Source organism: Fischerella muscicola PCC 7414 (assembly GCF_000317205.1).
GTDB lineage: Bacteria > Cyanobacteriota > Cyanobacteriia > Cyanobacteriales > Nostocaceae > Fischerella > Fischerella muscicola.
This window is the reverse complement of the sequence record NZ_AJLK01000150.1, coordinates 42,468-68,262: the sequence shown is the minus strand read 5'-3', so window position 1 is coordinate 68,262 and position 25,795 is coordinate 42,468. Positions and strand designations below refer to the sequence as shown.

The 25,795-nt window shown below is 41.7% G+C and carries 27 protein-coding genes; 13 read left to right on the top strand and 14 right to left on the bottom strand.

Translation table 11 applies throughout. The features are described 5' to 3' along the window. Position 1: 1 nt before the first annotated feature. Entirely contained in the window at positions 2-2,005 is a 2,004-nt protein-coding gene (locus tag UYI_RS0123335; protein WP_016869091.1) for a glycosyl hydrolase family 28-related protein, read from the bottom strand. Positions 2,006-2,118: 113 nt separating this feature from the next. Between UYI_RS0123335 and dhaL the strand changes: the two genes are divergently transcribed. From dhaL to UYI_RS0123300, 7 genes are all read left to right on the top strand, one after another. Further along, positions 2,119-2,742 carry a dihydroxyacetone kinase subunit DhaL gene (gene dhaL / locus UYI_RS0123330; protein ID WP_016869090.1) on the top strand — a complete coding sequence of 208 codons (624 nt, stop codon included), beginning with the start codon at positions 2,119-2,121 and terminating at the stop codon, positions 2,740-2,742. A gap of 404 nt (positions 2,743-3,146) precedes the next feature. Further along, positions 3,147-4,304 carry a sulfate ABC transporter substrate-binding protein gene (locus UYI_RS0123325; RefSeq protein ID WP_016869089.1) on the top strand — a complete coding sequence of 386 codons (1,158 nt, stop codon included), beginning with the start codon at positions 3,147-3,149 and terminating at the stop codon, positions 4,302-4,304. A gap of 126 nt (positions 4,305-4,430) precedes the next feature. After that, a complete protein-coding gene (cysT, locus tag UYI_RS0123320; protein WP_016869088.1) occupies positions 4,431-5,315 on the top strand; it encodes a sulfate ABC transporter permease subunit CysT in 885 nt (294 codons plus the stop codon). Further along, complete coding sequence (gene cysW / locus UYI_RS0123315; RefSeq protein WP_016869087.1) at positions 5,302-6,201, top strand: sulfate ABC transporter permease subunit CysW; 900 nt, start codon at positions 5,302-5,304, stop codon at positions 6,199-6,201. The genes cysT and cysW overlap by 14 nt, the downstream gene beginning before the upstream one ends. A 124-nt stretch (positions 6,202-6,325) precedes the next feature. Next, complete coding sequence (locus UYI_RS0123310; RefSeq protein WP_016869086.1) at positions 6,326-6,592, top strand: NIL domain-containing protein; 267 nt, start codon at positions 6,326-6,328, stop codon at positions 6,590-6,592. Positions 6,593-6,717: 125 nt separating this feature from the next. Next, positions 6,718-7,335, top strand: a complete 618-nt coding sequence (locus UYI_RS0123305) for an NIL domain-containing protein (RefSeq protein ID WP_016869085.1) — start codon at positions 6,718-6,720, stop codon at positions 7,333-7,335. Positions 7,336-7,499: 164 nt separating this feature from the next. Then, positions 7,500-7,820: an NIL domain-containing protein gene (locus UYI_RS0123300; RefSeq protein ID WP_016869084.1), complete on the top strand. Its 321-nt coding sequence runs from the start codon at positions 7,500-7,502 to the stop codon at positions 7,818-7,820. A 214-nt stretch (positions 7,821-8,034) separates the two neighbouring features. On the opposite strand, the gene UYI_RS0123295 is transcribed toward UYI_RS0123300, so the two are convergent. The 4 genes from UYI_RS0123295 to UYI_RS0123285 form a co-directional block, all read right to left on the bottom strand. Further along, positions 8,035-8,625 (bottom strand): Crp/Fnr family transcriptional regulator, encoded by a 591-nt coding sequence (locus tag UYI_RS0123295; protein ID WP_016869083.1) that lies wholly within the window; start codon positions 8,623-8,625, stop codon positions 8,035-8,037. 245 nt (positions 8,626-8,870) lie between these two features. Then, positions 8,871-9,092, bottom strand: coding sequence for a BsuBI/PstI family type II restriction endonuclease (locus UYI_RS39190; RefSeq protein WP_235148006.1), 222 nt, complete (start codon positions 9,090-9,092; stop codon positions 8,871-8,873). After that, a complete protein-coding gene (locus UYI_RS33290) occupies positions 9,070-11,082 on the bottom strand; it encodes an Eco57I restriction-modification methylase domain-containing protein (RefSeq protein WP_235148002.1) in 2,013 nt (670 codons plus the stop codon). The genes UYI_RS39190 and UYI_RS33290 overlap by 23 nt, the downstream gene beginning before the upstream one ends. A gap of 196 nt (positions 11,083-11,278) precedes the next feature. Then, positions 11,279-12,007 (bottom strand): Bax inhibitor-1/YccA family protein, encoded by a 729-nt coding sequence (locus tag UYI_RS0123285; RefSeq protein WP_016869080.1) that lies wholly within the window; start codon positions 12,005-12,007, stop codon positions 11,279-11,281. Positions 12,008-12,379: 372 nt separating this feature from the next. Between UYI_RS0123285 and UYI_RS0123280 the strand changes: the two genes are divergently transcribed. Then, entirely contained in the window at positions 12,380-13,162 is a 783-nt protein-coding gene (locus UYI_RS0123280) for an RNA polymerase sigma factor SigF (RefSeq protein WP_016869078.1), read from the top strand. On the opposite strand, the gene dusA is transcribed toward UYI_RS0123280, so the two are convergent. Together dusA and UYI_RS0123270 are read right to left on the bottom strand one after the other, a co-directional pair. After that, a complete protein-coding gene (dusA, locus tag UYI_RS0123275) occupies positions 13,151-14,191 on the bottom strand; it encodes a tRNA dihydrouridine(20/20a) synthase DusA (protein ID WP_016869077.1) in 1,041 nt (346 codons plus the stop codon). The two genes, UYI_RS0123280 and dusA, sit on opposite strands and share 12 nt — an antisense overlap. Positions 14,192-14,214: 23 nt before the next feature. Further along, on the bottom strand, positions 14,215-15,630 hold the full coding sequence (locus tag UYI_RS0123270) for an AAA family ATPase (protein WP_016869076.1): 1,416 nt from the start codon (positions 15,628-15,630) through the stop codon (positions 14,215-14,217). 374 nt (positions 15,631-16,004) lie between these two features. On the opposite strand from UYI_RS0123270, the gene menB reads away from it, so the two are divergent. Beyond that, positions 16,005-16,838, top strand: coding sequence for a 1,4-dihydroxy-2-naphthoyl-CoA synthase (gene menB, locus UYI_RS0123265; protein WP_016869075.1), 834 nt, complete (start codon positions 16,005-16,007; stop codon positions 16,836-16,838). Here menB and UYI_RS37135 read toward each other — a convergent pair. The 4 genes from UYI_RS37135 to UYI_RS0123250 all read right to left on the bottom strand — a co-directional run bounded on the left by UYI_RS37135 (position 16,830) and on the right by UYI_RS0123250 (position 19,610). Beyond that, complete coding sequence (locus UYI_RS37135; RefSeq protein WP_157226383.1) at positions 16,830-17,111, bottom strand: hypothetical protein; 282 nt, start codon at positions 17,109-17,111, stop codon at positions 16,830-16,832. The two genes, menB and UYI_RS37135, sit on opposite strands and share 9 nt — an antisense overlap. A gap of 33 nt (positions 17,112-17,144) precedes the next feature. Continuing rightward, on the bottom strand, positions 17,145-17,393 hold the full coding sequence (locus tag UYI_RS33285; RefSeq protein ID WP_016869074.1) for a helix-turn-helix domain-containing protein: 249 nt from the start codon (positions 17,391-17,393) through the stop codon (positions 17,145-17,147). A gap of 350 nt (positions 17,394-17,743) precedes the next feature. Next, positions 17,744-19,135 carry an asparagine--tRNA ligase gene (asnS, locus tag UYI_RS0123255; protein ID WP_016869073.1) on the bottom strand — a complete coding sequence of 464 codons (1,392 nt, stop codon included), beginning with the start codon at positions 19,133-19,135 and terminating at the stop codon, positions 17,744-17,746. 106 nt (positions 19,136-19,241) lie between these two features. Continuing rightward, positions 19,242-19,610 carry a hypothetical protein gene (locus UYI_RS0123250; RefSeq protein ID WP_016869072.1) on the bottom strand — a complete coding sequence of 123 codons (369 nt, stop codon included), beginning with the start codon at positions 19,608-19,610 and terminating at the stop codon, positions 19,242-19,244. Between the two features lie 44 nt (positions 19,611-19,654). On the opposite strand from UYI_RS0123250, the gene UYI_RS0123245 reads away from it, so the two are divergent. Beyond that, positions 19,655-19,939, top strand: coding sequence for a DUF6439 family protein (locus UYI_RS0123245; protein ID WP_016869071.1), 285 nt, complete (start codon positions 19,655-19,657; stop codon positions 19,937-19,939). 55 nt (positions 19,940-19,994) lie between these two features. Here UYI_RS0123245 and UYI_RS0123240 read toward each other — a convergent pair whose 3' ends face one another. Both UYI_RS0123240 and rlmD read right to left on the bottom strand, forming a co-directional pair. Continuing rightward, entirely contained in the window at positions 19,995-20,447 is a 453-nt protein-coding gene (locus tag UYI_RS0123240) for an ATP-binding protein (protein WP_016869070.1), read from the bottom strand. Positions 20,448-20,877: 430 nt separating this feature from the next. Continuing rightward, complete coding sequence (rlmD, locus tag UYI_RS0123235; RefSeq protein WP_016869069.1) at positions 20,878-22,251, bottom strand: 23S rRNA (uracil(1939)-C(5))-methyltransferase RlmD; 1,374 nt, start codon at positions 22,249-22,251, stop codon at positions 20,878-20,880. Positions 22,252-22,586: 335 nt separating this feature from the next. On the opposite strand from rlmD, the gene UYI_RS0123230 reads away from it, so the two are divergent. The 3 genes from UYI_RS0123230 (at position 22,587) to larE (ending at position 24,460) form a co-directional block, all read left to right on the top strand. Further along, on the top strand, positions 22,587-23,072 hold the full coding sequence (locus UYI_RS0123230; RefSeq protein ID WP_016869068.1) for an allophycocyanin subunit alpha-B: 486 nt from the start codon (positions 22,587-22,589) through the stop codon (positions 23,070-23,072). 385 nt (positions 23,073-23,457) lie between these two features. Further along, the gene (locus UYI_RS37130; RefSeq protein WP_157226382.1) at positions 23,458-23,676 is read left to right on the top strand and encodes a hypothetical protein; all 219 of its coding nucleotides are present in this window, start codon (positions 23,458-23,460) and stop codon (positions 23,674-23,676) included. Further along, positions 23,654-24,460: an ATP-dependent sacrificial sulfur transferase LarE gene (gene larE / locus UYI_RS0123220; RefSeq protein ID WP_016869066.1), complete on the top strand. Its 807-nt coding sequence runs from the start codon at positions 23,654-23,656 to the stop codon at positions 24,458-24,460. Before UYI_RS37130 ends, larE begins: the two co-directional genes overlap by 23 nt. On the opposite strand, the gene UYI_RS0123215 is transcribed toward larE, so the two are convergent. Continuing rightward, complete coding sequence (locus tag UYI_RS0123215) at positions 24,452-25,786, bottom strand: DUF58 domain-containing protein (protein WP_016869065.1); 1,335 nt, start codon at positions 25,784-25,786, stop codon at positions 24,452-24,454. The genes larE and UYI_RS0123215 overlap by 9 nt on opposite strands. Between the last annotated feature and the right edge of the window lie 9 nt (positions 25,787-25,795).

The following is a 25,795-nucleotide window of genomic DNA, read 5'->3' as shown; positions in this document are numbered from 1 at the left end:
ACTACTTATTACGTGGTGACTTTTCAAAACCCGTATATAACAGCAGAATCCGACCGTTACCAGCTATCCTATTAAGAACTTTATCTCTAGTGAGCCTTTTTGTCTGCCTGCCACGTGTTTCCTCTACCCATATTTGATAAGTATCATTATCAAAATAAGTATCAGCAACACCAACGAAAGCAGCAGAAGCATTGACTACGCGGAAAAGAGGATCTTTTGGATTTTGTCCACCAGCAGCATAAATCAGGCCACCTAAAAGTTCAGTGAAGCCTCCATTGCTAGTTTCGATTTTTATCTTACCTTGCTCTGTTTTAAAGCCAAGAATCCAAAGCTTTGCCCCATTATTAACCACATTAGTTTCTGAAGCTCCTTCAGGATTTAGCTGGCGTGCCCAGATATGTTGATTACGGTTGAGAAATCTGATTTTATACGGCACAACAACATCATCAATAAATACATCTCCTGTACCGTTACTTTCCAAACTCAGGTGACTAATGCTGCGGAAAACAACAGTTCTGTTGGCAACATTCTTCCATCTCAAGTGAGAACCAAATTCAACAAAGAAGTTTTCAATAATCAGTGTTGGTTTACTACCGTTATCTGCTACTATTTCTCCTTTGCCATTCAGCGCTCCCCCTGTACTAATAAATCTTTCTAATTTGCCTCGTAGTCGCAGAGAACCGTCAATTATAAACGTTCCTTTTCCACCTGGTACTACTACTGTTGTTGCACCAGAATCAATAGCCCTTTGAAAAGCAGCCGTATCATCTTTATTATCGTTGGCAACTGCACCAAATTTCTCGACGTTCACCCACTTTTGGGGATTATCCCATTTCAACTTGGGAAATTGTTTAATGGGAAGTTGCAATGACTTTGATGGTGAAGGAAATTGCGAAATCATTGGGTGGGATGTATATTCATCCAAGCTGGAACCTTTGACTATTTTTTTGGCTTCTTTGGTATTGTTTAAGAGAATTTCTTTATAGCCAGAAGAGGATACATTTCTGGCATAGATAAACCCAGCTGAAGAAATTGCTGGTAGTTTTTTAGCGCGATCGCGACCAATTAATTTAGCATTTACTAGAGTTAAAGTGCTACCAAAATCAACACCTTCATTAGGATCTAGACCATTGATAATCGCTGATACAGAATTTATACTGTTGAAACCCTCTAGACTCATTGCTTGTCCATTGTTCAAAATACCTGCAAAATTTTGATCGCGGACTGTAATATTCTGCATGGTAATGCTATTAATGTTGTTATTGGTACGCACACCATAATCAAAGCCAACAATTTCTACATTCTCAATCAAAAGAGGGCCAATTTCACCATGAGTGAGAGCTAAACCAGTAGTTCCCTTTTTGTCTTCAGAGATAATCTTGACGCTTCTTACTGCTCCTTGATTATTAGCAACAAAATTCAATCCTTCTGCACCTGGGTTATTTTTTCCCACTTTAATAGTGAGATTTCTTACAGAATTACCAAAACGTTGAGCCACTAAACTCGCTTTAAAATCTTCTGAGTTAGGATCTAAATCTGGATCAAATCCTGTGGAAATAACTGGACGGGGTTTGCTGGAGTCTTGGAATAAAGGAGATTGATCTCGAAGGCGAATTATCACGCCATCACGACTTTGACCTTGTAGAGTAGTGTACTTGTAGTCGGTGTGGTGACGTTTTCCAGGTGGCCAATGTAGACTATTAGAGATATCATACACACCGTTAGGTAAGTAAATAATTCTTCCTTGACCAGGAAATTGACTGAGTGCTTTTTGAATAGCTTCTGTATCATCCTTGCCATCATTGGGTATAGCTCCATATTCTGGCGCTGTAACATCTATCACCCCTACATTTTTGGGAAATACAATATTTTCTGACACGCTTGGGCTAGCTTGGGCAATTTGAATATCAGTATTTTTGGTATAGTCAGCACAAGTAGAAGTGACAAGAGCCACAAAAACCAAGCAGGGAATTTGTTTGTAGATAGAGGCTTTGGCAAAAATCACAAGCTGATGTTCTCTTAGATACTTTACTAATCCCTTTTACATTTGTTCAATACCGAAACCGTAAAAACTCGGATATTTTTCTTTGATATCTGCGTTCAGCAGGAGGTACACAGATGGTGACAAAAGAGCAAATTTTACAGTGGTTGCAAACCTTTGCTACTGTAGTCGAAGAAAACAAAGACTATTTAACAGAATTAGATGCAGCCATAGGTGATGCTGACCACGGTATAAATATGGAACGTGGCTTTAAAAAGGTAATTACTCAGTTGCCAACTGTTGCAGATAAAGACATCGGTAGTATTTTAAAAATGGTGAGCATGACGCTAATTTCCACGGTTGGTGGTGCAAGCGGCCCGCTTTATGGCACATTATTTTTACGAGCAAGTACGGTAGTAGCTGACAAACAAGAACTCAGTGAGCAAGATATGCTGGCGATGCTGCAAGCAGGGTTAGATGGCGTCGTTGGGCGAGGAAAAGCACAACTGGGCGATAAAACAATGGTGGATGCTTTATCGCCAGCTGTTACAGCCTTTGGGCAAGCTGTGACAGCAGGTGAAAATATGTTATCAGCAATGCAAAAAGCTGTAGCAGCAGCAGAGAAGGGAATGCAAGATACAACGCCAATGCAGGCTAAAAAAGGTCGTGCCAGTTATTTAGGAGAACGGAGTGTAGGACATCAAGATCCAGGGGCGACTTCTGTTTATTTAATGTTGCAGAGTTTGTTAGATGTGATTTAGTCAATAAATAGGGGTGTAGGGAGAAATTTGATATCTTTAGCCAAGGTAAATAATACAATACAAAACAATCATTCAGGAAGATTGAAAGTAATTGAGAGCTTGACTGCATCAGCATTTAACATCTAATACAGTTAGTGGAAAAGAACAAGTTGCGAGGGGACAGTTCCCCGACTTTTTGAAAAAGTCAGGGAAGTGTCAACTTGCCAAAATCAATATAGTAAACTACTACCCCATCACTCTATTTTCAGCCACAAATCTCAAACTATTCTCACTTTTCCTACCAATGAAGCGTAGATATTCTCTTGATTTTTAAGCAGCACCCATGTAATATAGCTCACAAATAACCATCAAATCCTATAAACCGACCGAATAATAGTAGTTTTTAAGCAAACGGGGTAAATCGAATGAGTTCGTGGCAGCGTGTTATTACAAAATCAAGACAAACCTTATTAAAAATCACTAGTAGGGTAAAAGTTAACTCAATTAAAGGCTTTCTATCACTTGCTTTAGTTGGAGTAAGCTTGAGTGTAGCGATCGCCTCCTGCTCTGGTGGGAATGGCAACGGTACTGCTGATAATCCTACAGCAAATCCTGTGGCAGCAGGGAACAATAAACAGGATGTTGAAGTAACCCTCGTTTCCTTTGCAGTTACTAAAGCTGCTCACGATGCTATTATTCCTAAGTTTGTTGAAAAGTGGAAACAAGAGCATAACCAAAACGTTACCTTCAAGCAAAGTTATGGGGGATCTGGTTCGCAAACTCGTGCAGTTATCGATGGTTTAGAAGCAGATGTAGTTCACTTAGCGCTGGCTTTAGACACTCAAAAAATTGAAAAGGCCGGACTGATTGAACCTGGATGGGAAAAAGAAGTCCCTAACAATGCTGTTGTCTCTAGGTCGGTTGCAGCCCTCATCACTCGTCCTGGAAACCCAAAAAACATCAAAACTTGGGCAGATTTGGAAAAAGGCGATATTAAAGTAATTACTGCTGACCCCAAAACCTCAGGTATTGCTCGTTGGAACTTTCTAGCGTTGTGGAACTCAGTCATTAAAACAGGGGGAGGAGAAGACAAAGCCCTCGATTTTGTGACTAAAGTTTACAGTAATGTACCAATTTTAACGAAAGACGCCCGTGAAGCTACTGACGCTTTTGCTAAGCAGGGTCAGGGAGACGCTTTGATTAATTACGAAAACGAAGTGATTCTAGCACAACAGAAGGGCGAGAAAATTGATTATGTTGTTCCAGATGTAAATATCTCCATCGACAATCCAATTGCAGTGGTGGATAAGAACGTTGATAAGCATGGTACTCGTGAAGTAGCAGAAGCTTTTGTTCAATACCTGTTCACCCCAGAAGCACAGCAAGAGTTCGCCAAACTGGGATTTCGACCTCTAGATGAGGCAGTAGCCCAAAATAAAGAACTCAAAGCACTTGCCGATAAATATACAAAAGTCAATAATCTAGGAAGCGTTCAAGACTACGGCGGATGGGCTGAAGTGCAAAAGAAATTTTTTGAAGATGGAGCAGTTTTTGACCAAATCCAAGCCAAAATCAAGCGTTAGTCAAGGGTCAATGGTCATTAGTCATTAGTTATTCTCCTTGTCCCTCTTATACCCGTTGCCCCTTCGCCCCTAATCCTCACTCCCTTGGGGGAGTGGGGCCCCGAGTTCCCTGATCCCTCAATTCCCATGACCGTATCCTCTCCTTCATCACCACCTCAGCAAAAAACTAAAAGCAAAACTCCAGACTGGAAGAAGTTTTTGGATCAATTTTTCCATCTTCCTTGGACATGGCGAATTACCTTGGGATATCTAACAGTGATGTTGATTGTCCCAATCGCTGCCATGTTTCTGAAAGCAGCGACTAAATCCCCAGCTGAGTTTTGGCAAATTGCTACTAGTCCGATCGCTTTATCTGCATATACAGTCACTTTTGTAACGGCATTGGTGACAGCCTTACTCAATGGTGTTTTTGGTACTTTGATTGCTTGGGTCTTAGTTCGTTATGACTTTCCAGGCAAAAGATTTATTGATGCCACCGTGGATTTACCCTTTGCATTGCCAACAGCTGTAGCAGGTTTAACGCTAGCTACTGTGTACAGCGATAATGGCTGGATTGGTTCGCTGTTGGCCCCTTTCGGTATCAAGATTTCTTTTACTAGTTTGGGTGTAGCAGTGGCGATGATTTTTATCTCGCTGCCTTTTATAGTACGGACAGTGCAACCTGTGCTTCAGGAGATGGAAAAAGAAATCGAAGAAGCTGCTTGGTCTTTAGGTGCATCGCAATGGCAGACTTTCTGGAAAGTGATTTTACCGCCATTATTTCCCACTATTTTGACAGGTATAGCCTTGGGTTTCTCCCGTGCTGTTGGCGAATACGGCTCGACGGTAATTATATCTTCCAACACTCCCTTCAAAGATTTGATTGCACCTGTACTGATTTTCCAACGTCTAGAGCAGTATGACTATTCTGGTGCAACGGTAATTGGCATGGTGCTACTAGTGATTTCTTTGCTGATATTGCTAGCTATTAATTTCTTACAAAGTTGGGCAAGAAGATATGACACCAAATGAAGAAGCCTCTTTTCCACAACCCCATTTTCATACAACACAAGCAAATTCCAACAAACAAAAACCAACCAAAACAAGAAGTTTTGTTCCTGTAATATTAATTGGGGTCGCGTTGGGGTATTTAGCGTTGATGCTGTATATCCCTGCTATCAATGTTTTTTACCAAGCATTCAAAAATGGAGTCGGGCCGTTTGTTTCTAACCTAACGCGAGAGGATTTTCTGAGTGCAGCCAAGCTGACAGTACTACTAGCTTTAATTGCTGTACCAGTAAACACTGTATTTGGTTTATGTGCAGCTTGGGCGATCGCTCGTCACAAATTTCCTGGTCGCACTTTAATTTTGAGTATTATAGACTTACCCTTTTCAATTTCGCCCGTGGTCGCCGGTTTAATGATCGTGCTACTTTACGGACGAAATGGCTGGTTTGGGGGCTGGTTGCAAGAGCATGGGATCAAAATTATTTTTGCTTTCCCTGGGATGTTACTGGCTACAGCTTTTGTTAGTATGCCCTTTGTTGCCCGTGAAGTCATTCCGGTGTTAGAGGAGTTAGGAAGCGATCAAGAAGAAGCAGCACAAACTTTGGGCGCAAACAGCTGGCAAACATTTTGGCGTGTGACATTACCGAATATCCGTTGGGGTTTGCTTTATGGCTTAATCTTAACCAATGCCAGAGCAATGGGTGAATTCGGTGCGGTTTCCGTAGTCTCTGGAAACATCGCTGGTAAAACTCAAAGCTTACCCCTATTCGTAGAAGATACTTACAAACAGTATGAAACAGAAGCAGCCTACTCAGCTGCTGTGATCTTAGCGCTGCTTGCAGTCGTAACTTTGGTGTTGAAGGGGATTTTAGAACGGAAAACAGGTGTCAAATCAACAAAGGCTCATTAGTCATTAGTCATTAGTCATTTTGAAGTTGTTTGTTGTTTGCAAGTAGAATCAACGATCAACTACCAACAAATAACCAATGCGACTAATGACTAATTCATCAAAAGTGGAATAGGAGAATTCAAATATGGTTTCTCAGAATACCCTTACCAACAAACGAATTCGCGTTAGAATTCCCAAAGATTATCGTCAGGAACCTGTTATTTCTCGCTTAGTTTCTGACTATGGTCTAACGGTGAATATATCTGCTGCTATTCTTGGAGCTAATGCCATTGGTGATGGTTGGTTTGACCTAGACTTACAAGGAACACCTGAGCAAATTGATAGTGGACTGAATTATCTCAAAGAATTGGAACTAGAAATTTGGGAAGACAACAACATAGGTAATTGGTAAATAGTTGTTTGTTGTTTGTTGATTGTTGGTTGTTTCGACAATCAACAATTAACAATCAATGACTGTAAGGGTGCAAAGCTATTTAGTCCCTGTTATAAACATTTATATTTTCCAGTCAATTTTGTATGACTACCTTTAAATCTAAGTCTGCAAAAATACCCCCAGTCCACATCCGGATTCGCGTACCTCAGCACTACCAAAGACAACCTGTAATTTCTCGATTAATATCCCGTTATAATCTTACAGTTAACATTAAAGCAGCTTCTCTCACAGCAGACATTGATAGCTGCGGTTGGTTTGATTTAGAACTTCAGGGTAATCCAGAACAAGTAATTAATAGCCTCTCTTATTTGCAACGAATGGGTGTGGATCTCATGCAAGTAAGTATTGTGGGAAGTATTCAGCCTAGTCAAGACTCTCAGTCTTTTCCAATTTCAGAGAGTAATATAAAACGCTATGAACATACTAGTTTAGTCACCAAATGGGAAAACCAACTCTATCCACAAATTTCTAGTAATCAAACCAATAGAATACGTTTACAACTGTGGATCTCGAAAAATCATTATCACAAACCTGTAATTTCTGAATTGGTTTCTCGCTATGGAGTAACAGTTAATATTAGCGGGGCCCTATTAAAACCTGATGTCCAAAATGATGGTTGGTTTGACTTAGAAATTTGGGGAAGTCAAGATCAGCTTTTTTCTAGCTTTAGCTATCTGCAAAGTTTTTTTATTAATGCTTGATTAGTTAGTACTTTTTAAAGACGTAGACATTTACACTATTAAAATAGTTTTTTTATTCATGATCATACAAAAACCCTCTCCTTACCAAGGAGAGGGGATAGGGGTGAGGTTTTTTATTATCAGTAACCAACCAAACTTGATATTATTCATCAATCATTACATCAATGACAACCTTGAATCATCAGCAAAATATAATATTGTCAAATTTTTCCAAGCACAGCAATGCTACTCAGATTCGTCTTCGCCTCTATATCCCTGCATGTTATCAACATCAACCTGTGATTTCTCAATTAATTTCCAAATATAATTTGGTCGTAAATATTACTGGGGCTAGTTTAGGAAAAAACACAGGTTATGAGGGATATTTTGATATACAAATTAGGGGAGATATATCACAAATTTCTTCTGGTTTAAGTTACTTAGAATCCCTAAATTTAAAAATTGTAGGAAAGCCAAATGTTGATGGAGATAGTTGGTTTTGTTAGGTATTAGTAGTTAGTTGTGTGAAGTTGAGCGACAAGATCCCCGACTTCTTAAAGAAGTCGGGGATCTTGGCTTTGCAATTCTCACCAATCATATAGGATTGCTGTATCAATTACCTTCAGTTGTATAAAATAAGATTCAACCACTAACCACTAACTACTAATGTATAGACGCGAGGAACATCGCGTCTCTACCCACTAACTACTAATCACGCTCCTATATTTCATAGTGCCATATCTGCTCTTCTTTCAGCACAATTCGATGCAAAGGCAGACGGTGAATCAATCCTCTTTCTTCTAAGTTAGTGAGAACTCTAGTAATAGTCACGCGAGTTGAGTTTAACAGTTCTGCAATGTCTTGATGAGTTAAACGTAAATCAATTAATTGCCCAGTTTCTACTGCACGACCAAATTTTTTGGCTAACCAACTCAAGAGTTTAATCAGCATAATTTCTACTGTTTTATTGCTGCGAATCATCATTAATGCTTCTGCTTGTTCGATGTGTGCTAGTAGTATCTCTGTGAGTTGATATGAATCATTTACAGGAAAAATAGTAACCTCTACTTTGGTTAAACATTCTATTTCATATGGTTCTATTTTTGATAAAGCTCTACCAACGACATCTCCTGGTCCCCAAACCCCTAAAGTGACGAGTGTACCGTCTTCATGCCAAGTTAAATTTCGTACTACTCCTTTTTCTATCTTCCAGAGTATATCTTGCGGAAGTGGGATAAAAGAACGCTGTTTAAAATACCGAATGATAGTTCTATCAGAATGATTTATGACAGGAAAAGAGGGAGATATCACGGTTAACTCCTAATTGGCGATAGATGAACCGTATTTTTAACATATCTCAATTTCGGATTAATTAATATAGATCAACTTGAGATTTTCTTAGAAAGTAGGGAAATGGAGAAGAAAAGTCACCTACCAAAAAGATCCAGTGAAATTTATCAAAGATGAGTAGCAGCAGATAACCTATGCATCAAAATCGAGATTTCTCAACCGTCAGTTCAATCGTGTTGTTAGGTTTACTGTCACAACCGGGATTTTCAAGAACGATTCTTTGGATCTTCATAGGGACCAAGGAATCTCTCCCCATTGAAATGAATCATGTGATCAGGTTGGTCTGCTAACCAAACTTCAGTTTCCCAAGAAATCTCAGCAAGATAACGAGTCATTTCCTTACGGCTTGGAAAAGCAGTAACAAAAACTAATCCTTTACGACTGGACTGAAAGAGCTGCTTTAATTCACTGAATGGCTTGACCGTCAGGCAAAGTTACGGGAATCATTGGTATGTTGCGATTCCTAGCCTGCAATAAATTTGTGACTGAAACAACATAATTTCGACGAGCCTCTTCCCACTGCTCAGAGCCATAGGATTTAAGAAGTGACAATGCTTGTTGATGAAGTTGATAACACCATTTTGGACTGTTAATCGGTCGATCTGGTCGATCTGGATTCTCAACGACTATCCCCATCTGTACAAACTGGTGCATCGTCTGCCGTCGAACTGTTTCGCGTGTATTTGGTGCGTATTGTTTACCATAGTGATCGCGAAACCAATCCATCATTTCTGTAATTCCGCGTCTTGGTGCTGTTGCTTGATTCCAAGGTGTTTCAGGTCGAATGTCTGCCAATGCGAGTAAGCAAAGTGCTGATCGTTCGTTCTGTTGCTCTCTAGGAGCAGAAATATTTTTGAGAATTGCAAGTGCTTCCTCAATTCGTTTACTAGCCTGAACTGCATTGATTGCTTCAGTCATAATCGACAAAGTTTTATGTACAACCTGATCAAGTTGCTCTTGATCAAAGTGAAAATCACCAATCTGGCTTCCTAGTCGGATTAAATCATCTTTGCAGGGGTACTTAATTCTACGTAAATCTGTTGCATTGACTTGTGTATGCCCACTAAACTGCCGGAAGTAATGATCAAATAAAGTTGAATTGAGAAATGCTGCTAGACCTCGTGCCAGATCAGCGTTCATTCCCTTACCTTTAGCATGGTAGTAGTTTAGGTGATTCTCTATACCTATTGCTGGTGCATCTAAAGGAGAACAGACAGCAGCAACAACACGACGCTTTTCCTCCTTAGCAGAAAAACGCTTTATCAAAACGTACCAACCAGATTGAACTAACCATTTGCTTGTTTGTTGGTTTTGTTCAATAGCGATCGCCTTACGAGGATTGCTGGGTGGAAATAAAACTTTCCCTGCCTTCATAGCTTCTGGGTAGAGTAGTGGAACACTTTGCTCATCCAAGTAAGTTCTCAAAGCTGATTTGAGACGAAAATCGACAACTGGACCCGTAGAAACTTCTAAACCAATTTCATCCAAAGTAGATGAGAACTTATCCATTTGCACTCTCAAACAATCTTCAAGAGAGTTTGTCACAATATGAATAAAACTCTCAGAGTCATTGGCTTCAACGACTTCGCTATAAGGAACATGTCTTAATTCTGAAAACTTATCTAACTCGGTTCCAGAATTACTAGCAATTTCTACATAATCAGGCTTGCTTTTTGTTTTGATAGCATGAAAAATAATATTTTCTTGCAATACCTCATCTTCTGCAAAAGCTGCTGAACGGCTCTCAAAAATATGAATTTTTTTAAGTCCCATGCTTTCCAGGAAAGCTTTACGAAAAGGACGAAAATAAGAACCATTACAGAAACTTCTAGGCGTAATTGCAACTATTTCTCCACCCTCGGCAAGCTGTAATATAGTAAGCCAAACAAATGCACTATATAGATTTACAGTTTCAATTCCAATCTTGGAAAGGATCTTCTTTTCGACGGATTGGCTGTGAATCTTTTTATAAGGTGGATTCAGAATCGCATGAGTAAAATTTATAGATGATGTAGTAAAAAGCGGCAAATTTATTTGGGGAAAAGCCTCTATAAAGCTTTCTTCACGCAAACAATAATTTGCTTGAATTCCTTTGCTCTTTAAAGCTGCACAACACTCTATAAGGCATTGCTTCAAAGAGGACAGAAAGGCTGATTCAACTTCACATGCTGTTATGAAGCAACTCTTAACCTCGTTAGGATTTGCTAATAACCGCTCTACGAAAGCAGCAGTTAATGACCCAACTCCGGCTCCAGGATCTAGAAGACTGATGTGATCCGATAGACTACTAAATTGTCCCGCCATAAAACGGGCAATTGGGGCAGGGGTCAAAAACTGACCCAACTCACTACGCTGCTTCAGATTCAACCTTGAAGAGAAATAAATCCTGGTGATGTCGGCGGAATCTGTAAGGAACATCGTCATGCTGTCAATTAAATCTCAGATATGGAGACATACCACAGATTTATCTCGTAGTACACCTAACTATTTACTATAAAGTGAAAGAGAAGGCAAGAAAGGACTTTCCCAAGCATGTAAGCCACAAAAAACCGTAGTTATCAGAAAGATAACCACGGCATTAAGTTTAAAACATTGGTTTTTCTACTAGATATACTTAGTCACGACCATTTAGGGCGATCAACAGCCTCAAAATGAAGATGAAAAGGTTGATGTAAGTTAAGTACATCGACAAAGCCGCAGGTAGGTATTGGTCATTGCGGTAGGTGCGTGGCAGGATGTAAAAATCAACTACAGATGCTCCAGCAAATAGGAATACCCCCAAAGCAGAAATACCTATTTCTAACCAGCCTGGAGTGTAAACGCCAAACAAAGCAAAAACAAATTGTAAGCCGACAACCACGACCAGGGCGATAATACCCAGATTAATGGTTTTTGTCAGAGCCATACCGTCAGTGTCAGAAAGATTTGAACCTATCTGACGAGCGGCGATAAAGGTGATTCCACAACCAAGGGCTGCTAAACCTATTCCTTGAATACCTACACCCTCACTTCTGAGTGCCACAAATACCAAGCCACTGAGAGTATAACCAGATAAAAGGCTATACGCGGCCAATAGCGGCAATGCAACACTATTTTTGCCCTTTTCAGCAACATTCTGGGCGACAAAGAACAAAATTAATTCCACAATCACTGCACCGATGAAAGTGGGAAAGAACAATCCGGGGTTAGCACGGATAACTCCTAAACCGCCATAGGTTCCCAATGCTGTTAAGATGAGACCGCCTCCGAGATAAGGCAGAGCGTTGGCTATGACATTTGGTCCGACTAGGGCTTGAGTTCTGGCTTCACGGATGGCATCACGGAAGTTGCTAGTATTGCTCATATTTTACATTTGAGAATTTTACTGACTAATTCCATTCTTACCTAGATTTTTAGCTCATAATTAGAGAAATGAATCCGTAGACATTGTGTTTGCAAGCGCTGGGCATATTTATCAAGGTCTTTGATGACCTCGCACTGCACAAGGGTTACATGCTCGCTAAAACTTAACGTCAATATCATGCATCTCTGCATCCAATAGATATGGGTACAAAAATTATGCGTGTAAATACTGAGCTACGGAGTGAGAGTCTACATAAGTTCAGTGAAACAACGAATGGTTTCTCCAACCGTTCCTAAGGAAAATAATTACAGCTTAAGTGAAGTTTACGCAACTCCGTTTTTTAGGGAATAGGAGTTACCAAAAGGAATTTCTATGGAAACAAGTCAGTCCTCTATGCGGTCTGATGGTATGGAGTTATTGCAGTTATACCATCAGAATCCTTCTATTGAACTTCGTAATCAGCTTGTTAAATTACATACTGGCTTAGTACGGAAAATGGCTCATAAATTTAGCCATCAATGTAATGAGCCTTATGAAGACTTAGAGCAAATCGGTTACTTTGGTTTAATCAGAGCAATTGAGCGTTTTGATCCCAGCCAAGGATATGCTTTTAGTTCCTTTGCTGTCCCATATATTCGGGGCGAGATGCTGCACTTTTTGCGCGATCGCAGTACTCTCTTAAAAATTCCCCGTCGTTGGCAAGAACTCTACAATGAAGGGCAAAAAGTTCGTAAGGAATTGGCGGAAATTTTAGGTCGTCCTCCCAAAGATGCAGAAATTGCTAAGCAACTTAAGGTATCTGTGCAAGAGTGGCAAGAAACCAAATTAGCTGCTCAAAATCGTATGCCTTTGAGTTTAGACGCCACGGTAGTTAACTACATTGATTGTCAAATCACCTTGGGTGAGGCGCTTCCTTGTCCTCGTTCTGGCGCCCAACAGCTACAACACGAAGAACGGCAACAACTGCAAGGGGCAATTAGCATGTTAGAAGAAAAGCCTCGCATGGCAGTAGAACTAGTATTCTTGAAGGAACTTTCTCGCAAAGATGCCGCTAAGAAAATTGGCACTAGTCCAATGACAGTCACACGGTATCTGCAAAAGGGAATTCAGGATTTGATGTCGATGCTGCAAACACAAGCGTTATCAACAGGCTGAAAGCACATTTGCCAGTAATGGCGAGTCGGGAACTTGTGCTAACGCTTCTTGTACCACAGCAGAACCTGCTCCCAGACGGCAGGAATTTTCCGTGAGATGACGCTTCCAAACTCGACTACCAGGTTGTCCAGCAAATAATTGCAACATGTGGCGGGTAATTTTGTTGAGTTTCAGACCTTTTGCCACCCAGTAATCAATATAAGCCAACATCGCTTCAGCAACTTCATGGCGAGATAGAGGTTGCATCGCCTCGCCGTAGATTTCACTGTCTGCTGTGGCGAATAAATAGGGATGATCGTAAGCTGCACGCCCAATCATCACCGCATCTACCGATTGTAAATGCTCTTTTACCTGCTCCATGTTAAGAATTCCACCATTAATTTCGATGAATAGGTGGGGAAATTCCTGTTTCAGACGATACACATCAGCATAACGCAGGGGTGGAATATCTCGGTTTTCTTTCGGGCTTAACCCCTGTAACCAAGCTTTGCGGGCATGGACAGTAAAGCGTTGGCAGCCGGCTTGTGAGACGACACGAACAAAATTTACCATATCTTCGTAGCGATCGCGATCGTCAATACCAATGCGGTGCTTAACACTAACTGGGATATGAGTAGCATTGATCATCGCAGCTACACATTCACCCACTTTTTCAGGCTGTGCCATTAGACAAGCACCGAAATTACCATCTTGGACACGGCTACTCGGACAACCGACATTGAGATTGATTTCGTCGTAGCCCATATCCTCAGCAATCCGGCTACATTGGGCTAACTCCTTGGGATTATCGCCCCCCACTTGCAAAACAAGGGGCTTTTCTTCTGGGGAAAAGCCGAGTAAGTGTTCTTTGTCACCATGCAAAATCGCGGCAGTTGTCACCATCTCGGTATAAAGCAAAGTGCGGCGTGTAATCTGCCGCATAAAATACCGGAAGTGGCGGTCTGTACGATCCATCATCGGTGCAACACTGAGAGGGTAAGCACCGTGAATCAGGGATGGGGGCAAAGTAGCTGAATTCAAACAAGTCATGATTACGAGTGTATCCCAAAGCTTTAGGAAAAAGCTTCTCCTGCTCCCAAAATGCTGTGAGTTAGTTCGCCTCCTAACTCTACAAGTTCGTATAGTGCTTCATCAAGATGGCGATCGCAAATCAATATCTCCTGACCTTCATCTGCGGCAAACAGCGCCGCTTTTCGCATTAACTCACGAATAAAAGCAGCACTCACTCCTTGCGTACGTGCAATAAAACTATCTAAATTTTCCAACGACACCTGCAAACCTTTGCCATAAAGTTCAAACAGTCTGCGCCGACAAGATGCATCAGGTAAGGGAATTTCAATCGCAGTATCGACCCTTCCTGGTCGTGCTGCCAAAGCTGGTTCCAGGATTTCGGGTCGGTTAGTTGTCAGCACAAACAGAACATCCGCATCCTCATTCAACCCATCCATCTGATTCAGCAGTTCAAATAACACTACATTACTACAACCTTTGTCGCTGCTTCTTTCTTCAGCAATTAAATCTACATCTTCTAAAATCAAAGTTGCAGGTTGCAAAAGACGTGCCATCTCACAAGACTTTTCAATTAAACCCATACCCCGACCCGTAATTAGAATGATTGTCCGGTCTGGCATTTGGGAAGCAAGATACATCGCTGTCAATGTTTTCCCAGTTCCTGGCGGCCCGTATAAAAGTATGCCTCGTTTCAGATGTCGCCCTGCCGCTTGTAGCTTATCAGCTACTTGGGAAAAACCTATAGATTGTCGCTCAATTCTTTGTAGCAAGCCGTCTGGTAAGATAATTTGATCACGATTTAACGACGGTAAACTATGAAAAATAACGTTTAAGCTCCTTCTATCCTCACTTTGTACCAGAGAAATTACCCGTCCTCGATAGATATTACGCCTGCGGATTGAAGTTCGCAACTGGGCGAGAAAGGCTTCGGCACTGGAGCGATCGCTTGCCATTACCTCTACAGTAATCCCCGCACGAAAACTGTAATCACTAGCACCACGCACCATGACAGCCAAATGTAAATCGCCATTGCTAATCAGATAAAGTCCAGATTGCACGCAGGCTAAAAGTTGGTCATTACCAAGGGGAAGATTGACATACTGCACAGGACCGGGAGTCGGTTGTACTGAACTCATAAACCCCCCATTGGTATCAATAACTAATTGAGATAAACTGACTCCCAGGTGTTCATGAGGGGTAATTACACCCAACAATTGAGCAGAACATCCGCCTTGTGCTAAATATTCATCTATAGCAAGTTGCAGATTGGGGTGGTCTGATTTTTCAAATTGTTGAGAGACAACAGGAAGAGTTCGGGGATCTTCTGAAAAATGAGTGTGTAACTGACTCTTAAAAAAAGGTTCTTCAGTGGGGGCAGAAGTCGTTACTTGCTCAAGAAACTTTTTAAAGGAAGCACCAAAGTCATTGACTGACAGGGACGACATATCATCGCTCATAGTTGAAAAACTCCTTTGGGCTTTTATAGGTTTGGTCAAACCAAGCTAAGCATTTAGAGGAGATACACCAAGCTTTTGATTCATTCCGGAAATTTCCAAGGGCAAATGGCCACAATGAGGGGCATAGAAATATCGAACACAGATGAACACAGATGCACACAGATGGGTTACGCGTGTGCTGCTAGTAGAGCATTTCATTAATTCATAGCGAATTTTCCATAAGAAGACTCTGCGTTCCTCTGGGTTTAAGTTCGCTACGATTTTATGTAAAGCTGTACTAAGTTAACTCCCTTTTACCCCTTTTTCAAGCTAGTTGATAGTGTGTTACCTAGCCTGAGCTACAATTTTCAACTTGAAGTCGCATTCCACCACTCATGCAAATTAACTGGCAAAGCGTCAAAACTTACGAAGACATTCTTTATCACAAAGCCGATGGCATTGCCAAAATTACCATCAATCGACCCCACAAGCGCAATGCTTTCCGCCCGAGAACTATCTTTGAACTATACGACGCCTTTTGTGATGCCCGGGAAGATACTAATATAGGAGTTGTCTTGCTTACTGGTTACGGGCCACACACAGATGGTAAATATGCTTTTTGTTCTGGCGGGGATCAAAGTGTAAGGGGACACGCGGGTTATGTAGATGATAGCGGCATTCCCCGATTGAATGTATTGGATTTGCAGCGCCTCATCCGGTCAATGCCAAAAGTAGTGATTGCTTTGGTAGCTGGGTATGCGATCGGGGGCGGACACGTCCTACATTTAATATGTGACCTTACCATCGCCGCCGACAATGCTATTTTTGGACAGACGGGTCCGAAAGTCGGTAGCTTTGATGGTGGTTTTGGTGCTAGTTATCTGGCGCGGATTGTAGGACAAAAAAAGGCACGAGAGATTTGGTTTCTCTGTCGTCAATATAATGCTCAACAAGCGCTGGAAATGGGCTTGGTAAACTGTGTTGTACCAGTGGAACAATTAGAAGCAGAAGGCATCCAGTGGGCAAAGGAAGTTTTAGAAAAAAGTCCCATTGCTATTCGTTGTCTCAAGGCAGCATTCAATGCTGATTGCGATGGACAAGCAGGTTTACAGGAACTCGCTGGTAATGCGACTTTACTCTATTACATGACAGAAGAAGGAGCCGAGGGGAAACAGGCCTTTTTAGAGAAACGTCCGCCTAATTTCCGGCAATATCCTTGGCTACCGTGAGGGGAAGATGGGGAAGGCGGGGAACTCACCGGTTCCCACGACCGACAGGGAGGAGCCAGTGCGGTGGACGGGTTTCCCGGCATAAAGCACCTGGCGTTGGGGATTAGGGGCAGTGGGGTGATAGGGTGATGGGGAACTCACCGGCCCCCACGACCGACAGGGAGGAGCCAGTGCGGTGGACGGGTTTCCCGGCATAAAGCACCTGGCGTTGGGGATTAGGGGCAAGGGGGAAGTATGAGGAGTATGAGGAGTGTGGAAATAACCACTAACCACTAACTACATAACTAACTAGCTAAACAAAATAAATTACACATTCTCATCATCCTGTTCCATATCCATAAGGCTTTTTTGTTCTTCTACCCATTCTAAAAGTTCACTTGGTTGGACTTTGTATGTGTCGCAAATAACTTCTAGTACACGGACAGAAGGCAGGTAGCTAGACTTTTTGGCCAACTTATAACCAGTAGCGGGAGCTATACCAGTATCTTTAATGAACTGGTATGCAGATAAATCTCTGGCTTCTAAGAAGCTTTTGACTCGATTTTGTATAGGCATTATTTCTTAAAATCATACATTTATTATTAAAAATAATTTATTAATACTATATTGACAACATTAATAAATTAATAATACTATCAAATTATAGAAATAGAAGAGGAATCAGGCGATCGCTGCAATCAGATGAGTGTAGGACATCTTAAGTGGGACTGAAGCATACTTAAGATGATGTATTACCAGACGTATAGAAAGTCTAAGCATTTCTTCTGACGCACGAATAACAAAAAATTTTACCTAAGCAATTGACTCGCCCGCAAGTCAACTGCGGGCTAATAATCTAAGTCTACTCAAAGTAGCTTTTGCACCCTACATACCCTAATACTTTGCGCCTTTGCTTCTGTGTGAAACTAAAACTCCGCACTTTCTGGGGTACGCGGGAAAGGAATCACATCACGAATATTCCCCATCCCTGTCATGAACTGTACCAGTCTTTCAAAGCCCAATCCAAAACCAGCATGGGGAACAGTACCGTAACGGCGCAAATCCAGATACCACCACAAGTCTTCTAGTTTCATTCCTTGTGCTAGTACCCGCTTTTCTAACACTTCTAGACGTTCTTCCCGTTGGGAACCACCAATAATTTCGCCAATTTTCGGTGCAAGAATATCCATCGCTGCGACGGTTTTTTCATCGTCGTTTAAGCGCATATAAAAAGCTTTGATTTGGGCTGGATAATCAGTTACAATTACTGGTTTTTTGAATAATTGTTCACAAAGATAACGTTCGTGTTCTGATTGTAAATCTAAGCCCCAATTGACTGGATAATCAAACTGCACATCGGCTTTTTCTAAAAGTTTGATGGCATCTGTATAAGTGATACGTTCAAATTGATTGTTAATTATATTATCTGCGGTTGCTAACACAGTGTTATCAATGCGCTGGTTAAAAAATTCCATGTCTTCTGGGCATTTTTCCAGCACATATTTAAAGATATATTTGAGGAATTCCTCTGCTAAATCCATATCCCCGTGGAGATCACAAAAAGCCATTTCTGGCTCAACCATCCAAAATTCCGCGAGGTGACGGGAAGTGTTGGAATTTTCGGCACGGAAAGTAGGGCCAAAAGTGTAGACGTTGCTAAACGCCATCGCCATAATTTCGGCTTCTAATTGACCGCTAACTGTTAAATATGTGGGTCTGGCAAAGAAGTCTTTACTATAGTCTACTGCTTGATTTTCTGTGCGGGGAATATTTTTTAAATCTAAACTAGTGACGCTAAAAAGTTCGCCTGCACCTTCACAGTCACTGGCGGTAATAATAGGAGTATGTACCCACATAAAACCCCGTTCTTGAAAGAATTGGTGGATCGCGGTAGCACAAGCGTTACGGACACGGAAAACCGCACCAAAGGAATTAGTACGCGATCGCAAATGTCCAATAGTCCGCAGAAACTCAAAGGAATGACGTTTCTTTTGTAGAGGATAAGTTTCGGGATCAGCTTCTCCGTATACTTTGACGCTATCTGCTTTTAATTCTACACGCTGTCCTTTGGCAGGAGAAGCTACTAAAACCCCAGATACTTCCACCGAAGCGCCTGTATTTAACTTTTTCAAGATATTTTCATAATCGGGCAAATCTTGATTAATTACTACTTGTAGGTTAGCTAGAGATGAGCCATCATTTACTTCTATAAAAGCAAAACCTTTTAATTCGCGTTTGGTACGCACCCAGCCTTTTACTTCGAGTGAGTCATCAGGCTGACCATTTCGTAATATTTCTACAATTCTTTTATCTACCATGTCTCTATCAAAGCATAAAATTTAGAGTGTGACATTTTTAGAATTGTAGACTCTAAATTTTAATTTAAAAGAATTAAATCTTAAATAAATCCTCAATCTCCGATCCCTACCCAGCGCAAGACTTTAATATCCAACCTATGATTACGCCCATTCCACCAAAGCGTATGGCTTGCCAGAAAGGTTCTTTGAAACTGCGCCAAGAAAACAGTTGACTCTCTAAGCAGACTTCTAATACTTCTAATTGCTGTTGAATTTGCCGTAACTCTGCTTGTATTTCTGGTGTCGGTTTTTTATCTTGACTGAGTTTATAAAGTTTGTATTGTAACTGTTTTTGTTGACGAAGATCGCGCTGTACCTGTTGATAGCGTTCTCTTAAAGCTGCAAGCGATCGCTCGACTTCTAAGAGTTCTTGTTCAAAATCAAGTTCTTGATTATCTTCTTGTGGTGGTTCTGACGGTTTTTGAGGCTGCTTCATTAAAGTAGTAGAGTAAAAGTAAATGCGACGATACCTTGGAGTGTATGTCTCAATCTACACAGCCGCTTAAAAACAGTCAACTGAATGAATTTACTACTTTAGAATTAGCTCAAGCCCTCATGGAGAGGTTGAGCATTTCTCCTAATGATTGGCATCGCCTTAAATCTAACCGTAAAGCTCGCGCTGGTGAGCAAGCAGCAGCAGCTCTTGTCTTCCTCCTTAAGGAAGAACCACAGGAAGCCCTCGCGAGGTTAGAACAAGCAACAGGTTGGTTAGACCACTCTATTTCTGCACCCCCTTGTCCGACACACGGAACCAAGATGGGGTGATAGGGAGATTGGGAGATGGGGAAAAAAAGCACCCCATCACCCCACCTCCCCATCTTTAGCGCAGCAATGGTATACGCGGTCGAGCTTGCTCCAATTGCTTACACAGCCTTAACTCAGTACCTTTGGTATTCCACTCTACTTCGTCAAAAACAAGATGCAAAATCGATAAACCACGACCGCATTCTGACTCATCTGGTGGCAGGTACTCGGTTGGATCTGTATCACAATTACAAGAAGGAGTAAAACCTCCGCCTTGGTCTGATATGATCCACCAATATTTATTATCTATTAAGGAATAACGTACTATTACCTTTTTACTTGGATCAAGATTATTGCCATGTTTAGCTGCATTGACTAAGGCTTCTTGAAGCCCTAGTCGTAGTTCGGCTTGCATGGGCGTTGGAATTTCTGCCAGAAGCAAATCTAAGATTGGACAGAGATATAAAGTTGAGGCGAAACTAATAGTTCCCCAACTACGTCCAACTGGACGAAGTGAAATGGTGATCACAAGAGAAACCCCGCAGCTTCAGAGTTAGCTAGACATCAGTTTGCTGTCACAGGCACCCTGATTATTTGTGAGGTGGTCGTGTTGCCTTCAAACCTAACGTCTTTGGAACTAAATTTTGAAAATGCTAGGGAGCATTGGCTCTCCTAAATGATTTTGGGCTGTTCTCACATAAAACGGCTGAAGTAAACCTACCTAAGCAATGAGCAGTTTTTAATTGCTTTGCTTTCACAAATAGAGTATAAACATACTCTTTTATTTGCCGATTTTTAGTTTAGACGACCCAATTCATATCTGAGAGTAGCCCATGCAGCTTCTATTTTTTTGCACAATTAGAATTATATTTTTAGCTTAATTCAAGTTTAGCATTTTTACTATCGACTGGACTACAAATTTTCAATTAGAGTTTTTTAAATAAACCATATATCGTTGTTTAAGGCAGCTGCGATCGCACAAGAAAGGCTGCTGCTTCTACATGAGCGGTTTGAGGGAAAAAATCTGCTGGTTGTACACGTGTAAGAGTGTATACACCATTTTCGCAAAATAATTTCAAATCGCGTGCGAGGGTTGCTACTTTACAGCTGACATAAACTATACGTTCTGCTTGAAATGTTAATAAAGTTTCGACAACTTGGCGATCGCATCCTTTACGTGGGGGATCTAGCAAAACAATATCCGGTTTAATTTCCAGTTGTGGCAGTAATTTTTCCACTGTACCCGTCAGAAAAGTCACATTACTAATTTGATTGTTTTGAGCATTGCAAATCGCCTGTTCTACCGCCTCTGGTTGTATTTCCAACCCAATGGCTTGGTGAACTTGTTTTGCTAGTGGCAAAGTTAACGTACCGATACCACAATAGGCATCAAGTAGCACCTCAGTTCCACGTAAATGTAGTTCTGATTGAATAACCTGTAACAATGTCTCTGCCGTCTCCGTGGAAACCTGGAAAAACGTGTCTGGACGTACCTGAAATTCTAACCCAGCAAATTCTTCTCGCAGATAACCATTACCGACGATACAACGAGTTTCCCTGCCAAAAATGGTATTTGTGCGTTTCGGGTTATAGTTTAAACAAACTCCTACTAAAGCAGGATAGCGATTTAACCATTCCTGTGCTTGCTCTTTAATACCTGGTAAATCCCAATCTTTCACAACTAAAGTCAATAATATTTCTCCTGTCCGCCGACCGATGCGTAACCCAAGATGACGTATTATTCCTGTGTGGTCTTTTTCGTTATAAATTGCCCAATTTCGCTTTTGAATATCTTGTTTAATTTCTGCCAATAAAGAATTTAATCGTGGATCTTGGACTGGACATTGATTTAAATTAATTAATTGATGGCTACCTTTTTGGTAGTAGCCTGTTTGGACATTTCCAGTTGCAGATACACCCATAGGATAGGTGGCTTTATTGCGATAACCTAGAGGTGAAGCAGCCCTTAAAACCAAATCTACAGGTGGTTGGACAAAACCACCAATACGTTCTAAAGCTTGAATAACTTGATTGCGTTTCGCTTCTAGCTGATATTCATAATTTATATGTTGCCACTGACAACCACCACATTTATCAGCGACTATGCAGCTTGGCCGAATGCGGTGGGTTGAGGGTTGTAATATTTGTTTAAGCTTGGCGTGAGCATAGTTAGGTTTGACGTGTACTAGACGGACAATAGCGCGATCGCCTGGTACAGTATCTGGTACAAACACTACCCGTTCATGCGATCGTCCTACACCATCGCCTGTATCAGTTGTGTCTGTGATCTGAACTTCTATTAATTCACCTTGTTTCCAAAAAGAATTAGTCATTTGTCGATAGTTGATTGTTGGTTGTTGTTTGTTAGTGGTTAGTGGTTAGTGGTTAGTGGTTGGTTGTTGTTTGTTGTTTGTTGGTGGTTAGTAGTTAGTAATTATTCCCCTACTCCCCACACTCCTCACACTCCTCACACTCCCCACCTCCCCACTGCCCCTAATCCCCAGAGGGGACCCCGAGTTCCCCACCTCCCCATCTCCCCATCTCCCCACAGCCCCTAATCCCCAGAGGGGACCCCGAGTTCCCCACCTCCCCATCTCCTCAATCCCCCTTCACTTGTGTCCACAAGACTCGTTAAACTAGCAAATAATAAATCTCGTGATTCAATATCATGACTGTAGTAAGCCAAGTTATTCTCAAAGCCGACGACGAACTGCGTTATCCCAGCAGTGGTGAACTCAAAAGCATCAAAGAGTTTTTGCAAACTGGCGAACAGCGGGTACGCATTGCTAGTACCCTAGCTGAAAATGAAAAAAAGATTGTTCAGGAAGCTACCAAACAGCTTTGGCAAAAGCGTCCTGATTTTATCTCGCCAGGAGGCAATGCCTACGGAGAACGCCAACGTGCTTTATGTATCCGTGATTTTGGCTGGTATTTACGCCTAATTACTTATGGCGTACTTGCTGGCGACAAAGAACCAATCGAAAAAATTGGTTTAATAGGTGTGCGAGAAATGTACAATTCCTTGGGTGTTCCTGTACCTGGAATGGTAGAAGCCATCAACTGCTTGAAAAAAGCCTCCCTTGATTTACTGAATGCAGGCGACTCTGCTGAAGCAGCACCTTACTTTGATTACATCATTCAAGCGATGTCTTAATCGAAAGTCAGTAGTCACACTGTCTCAAGGTGTAGTTTTGCTTGAGCTTGTCTAAGTGCAAAATAGCACCTGAAATTGATCATTATTTCTTAATACCATCATACTCCCCACACTTGCTAGTGGCTCTGGCGGAATCTCCGTCAAGTTACCAACCAGTTGTGGGGATATTTTATTGTGTTAGTTGTTGGTTGTTATTTGTTAGTTGTTAGTTGCTGGTTGTTAGTTGTTGGTTGTTAGTAGATAGTAGTAAATAAGTAATATCGCTTCACTATCTGATACATTTGGCGACTAGGGAGACAAGGAGGACACAGGAAGGGAGAGTATGAGGAGTGTGGGCAGTGTGGGGGTGTGAGGAGAATAAATAGTAACTAATGACCAATGACTTTTGACAAATGACCACCAACCACCAACAACCAACAACCAACAACCAACAACCAACCACCAACAACCAACCACCAACCACCAACCACCAACCACCAACCACCAACAACCAACCACCAACAACCAACCACCAACAACCAACCACCAACCACCAACCACTAACTACAATGTAAATTATGGGGTTTTGGCTAGGCTAGAAAATGATGCTGACAGAAAAACTTGAGCAACTTAAAGCAATATTCGCCCAGATGAACCAAGCTTTAATTGCTTACTCTGGTGGTGTTGATAGTACTTTGGTTGCTAAGGTTGCTTATGATGTCTTGGGCGATCGCGCTTTGGCAGTGACAGCTGTTTCGCCAAGTCTGTTACCTGAAGAATTGGAAGATGCTAAAATTCAAGCAGCAACGATTGGGATTCCCCATCAAATCATCACTACACATGAGATGGAAAATCCTAATTACACTTCTAACCCTGTTAACCGTTGTTATTTCTGCAAAAGTGAATTGCACGATACCCTCAAACCTTTAGCTGTAGAAATGGGTTATCCCTACGTAGTAGATGGGGTGAATGCTGATGATTTGCATGATTATCGCCCAGGAATTCAGGCGGCAAAAGAAAGAGGTGCGCGATCGCCTCTAGCAGAAGTTGGGATTACCAAAGCCGAAGTGCGGCAACTTTCCCAACAACTAAGTTTACCTTGGTGGGATAAACCCGCCCAACCTTGTCTGAGTTCTCGTTTTCCTTATGGCGAAGAAATTACTGTAGCGAAGTTACAACGTGTAGGTAGGGCAGAAATTTTTCTGCGTAAGTTGGGATGGCAGAATTTACGGGTTCGTTCAGAAGGCGACACTGCCAGGATTGAATTACCACCAGAAAAAATCAAAAATTTTGTCTTGAATACAGATTTAAACACAGTTGTCACCACATTTCAAGAGTTTGGTTTTATCTACGTCACTCTAGATTTAGAAGGTTATAGCAGTGGCAAATTAAATCGGGTTTTAAAGTAAACTCCGCGCTTTGAGTTGCAAATATCTATCTACTAGTTGTTCTGTAATTTGATTTGCGGGTGCGTCGAGTACTAACACACCTTTTTGCTTGAGTTGGGCAAATGCTACTTGTCGCTGTGCTAATAAGTCTAAAGCAACTGCCCGGGTATAAGCATTTTTCACTCCCTCAAAGTCTGCTGTCGGGGAAATATGCGCCAGACGATCTACTTGGGGATCGCGTAAAGTGACAGCAAAAGAAAGATAGCGGGGTGTAAGTCTAGAAAGGGCAGCCAGCAGTTCAGCAGAGGCAGTATTATCAACTATATCGGTGATGACTACGATTAAGGCTCTACGAGTTTGTTGTTGGACAACATGAGTTACCGCACCCATATAATCCGATTCCAGTAGCACTGGTTGAATTGGAGTCAAGCGATCAATCAGAGTTCCTAAATGATTTTGTCCTCTTTCAGGTGCAATCCATGTATGCATCTGGCGATCAAATACACCTACCCCGACGCGATCGCCTCGATGTAATCCTGCTAAAGCTAAAGATAAAGTTGCATTTAAACCCCAGTCAAACCGTCGCAAACCCTGGACTTTTGCTGTCATCAATCTTCCCCGATCCAGCAAAATCAACAAAGTTTGCTCTTGTTCCGGTTCTAATACCCTGACTAATGGCGGTGTATTCCCATAACCAACCCGCCGCGCCGTTGCTTTCCAGTCAATCAACCGCAAATCATCACCTGTACGATAGTTTCGCAATTCTGCAAACTCTGTGCCAATTCCCAACTGGCGAAACTGACGAATAGCACCAGAAGATTGCAATGTCAAGCGAATAGAAAGCGATCGCAATCCGACTAAATCTGGATAAACCCAAACTTTCAGACTTTGGGGAATCTTGCGATCGTCCCAAGCTAAACCCCAAGCACCGAGTTGTCTGACTTGGATATCTCCCCAAGGAAATTCTCCCCGTTGGGTTGGGTGGACAGTATAAGTTAGTTCCTCAGTGGTTTGACTCGGAATTGCAGCGTGCAATGTTGGTGTAGATACGCCAAACTCACTTGGGTAATAGTCGCGAATTTGAATGATTGCCTGAGTTTTTCCCGAAGTAACTCGCAGTACTACCAGATTATCCCGTCCTACAGACAAGCGCGGTAGTAATTCCCGTGACACCTGCACCCGCTGACGACGAACTAACAAACCATCCACAACCATAGATGCCAAAACTACGGCATCATATAGCAAAATCATAGTGATGCTAGCACGAACGCCAAAAAAGATCGCTAAAGTAGAGGCGATCGCAATTCCTAAAATTAAAAGTAAATAAACTCGTTTTGAGGGAATCATTATCTTAAG

Excerpts from the sequence above, each read along its gene's own strand:
- UYI_RS0123245 (WP_016869071.1), top strand. The coding sequence starts at position 19,655 with ATGTCTCAATCTACACAGCCGCTTAAAAACAGTCAACTGAATGAATTT.
- UYI_RS0123230 (WP_016869068.1), top strand. The coding sequence starts at position 22,587 with ATGACTGTAGTAAGCCAAGTTATTCTCAAAGCCGACGACGAACTGCGT.
- UYI_RS0123215 (WP_016869065.1), bottom strand. The coding sequence starts at position 25,786 with ATGATTCCCTCAAAACGAGTTTATTTACTTTTAATTTTAGGAATTGCG.
- dhaL (WP_016869090.1), top strand. The coding sequence starts at position 2,119 with ATGGTGACAAAAGAGCAAATTTTACAGTGGTTGCAAACCTTTGCTACT.
- dusA (WP_016869077.1), bottom strand. The coding sequence starts at position 14,191 with ATGACTTGTTTGAATTCAGCTACTTTGCCCCCATCCCTGATTCACGGT.
- rlmD (WP_016869069.1), bottom strand. The coding sequence starts at position 22,251 with ATGACTAATTCTTTTTGGAAACAAGGTGAATTAATAGAAGTTCAGATC.
- UYI_RS0123325 (WP_016869089.1), top strand. The coding sequence starts at position 3,147 with ATGAGTTCGTGGCAGCGTGTTATTACAAAATCAAGACAAACCTTATTA.
- larE (WP_016869066.1), top strand. The coding sequence starts at position 23,654 with ATGATGCTGACAGAAAAACTTGAGCAACTTAAAGCAATATTCGCCCAG.
- UYI_RS0123310 (WP_016869086.1), top strand. The coding sequence starts at position 6,326 with ATGGTTTCTCAGAATACCCTTACCAACAAACGAATTCGCGTTAGAATT.
- menB (WP_016869075.1), top strand. The coding sequence starts at position 16,005 with ATGCAAATTAACTGGCAAAGCGTCAAAACTTACGAAGACATTCTTTAT.
- asnS (WP_016869073.1), bottom strand. The coding sequence starts at position 19,135 with ATGGTAGATAAAAGAATTGTAGAAATATTACGAAATGGTCAGCCTGAT.
- cysW (WP_016869087.1), top strand. The coding sequence starts at position 5,302 with ATGACACCAAATGAAGAAGCCTCTTTTCCACAACCCCATTTTCATACA.
- UYI_RS0123270 (WP_016869076.1), bottom strand. The coding sequence starts at position 15,630 with ATGAGCGATGATATGTCGTCCCTGTCAGTCAATGACTTTGGTGCTTCC.
- UYI_RS0123280 (WP_016869078.1), top strand. The coding sequence starts at position 12,380 with ATGGAAACAAGTCAGTCCTCTATGCGGTCTGATGGTATGGAGTTATTG.
- UYI_RS0123250 (WP_016869072.1), bottom strand. The coding sequence starts at position 19,610 with ATGAAGCAGCCTCAAAAACCGTCAGAACCACCACAAGAAGATAATCAA.
- UYI_RS0123300 (WP_016869084.1), top strand. The coding sequence starts at position 7,500 with ATGACAACCTTGAATCATCAGCAAAATATAATATTGTCAAATTTTTCC.
- UYI_RS33285 (WP_016869074.1), bottom strand. The coding sequence starts at position 17,393 with ATGCCTATACAAAATCGAGTCAAAAGCTTCTTAGAAGCCAGAGATTTA.
- UYI_RS33290 (WP_235148002.1), bottom strand. The coding sequence starts at position 11,082 with ATGTTCCTTACAGATTCCGCCGACATCACCAGGATTTATTTCTCTTCA.
- UYI_RS0123285 (WP_016869080.1), bottom strand. The coding sequence starts at position 12,007 with ATGAGCAATACTAGCAACTTCCGTGATGCCATCCGTGAAGCCAGAACT.
- cysT (WP_016869088.1), top strand. The coding sequence starts at position 4,431 with ATGACCGTATCCTCTCCTTCATCACCACCTCAGCAAAAAACTAAAAGC.
- UYI_RS0123305 (WP_016869085.1), top strand. The coding sequence starts at position 6,718 with ATGACTACCTTTAAATCTAAGTCTGCAAAAATACCCCCAGTCCACATC.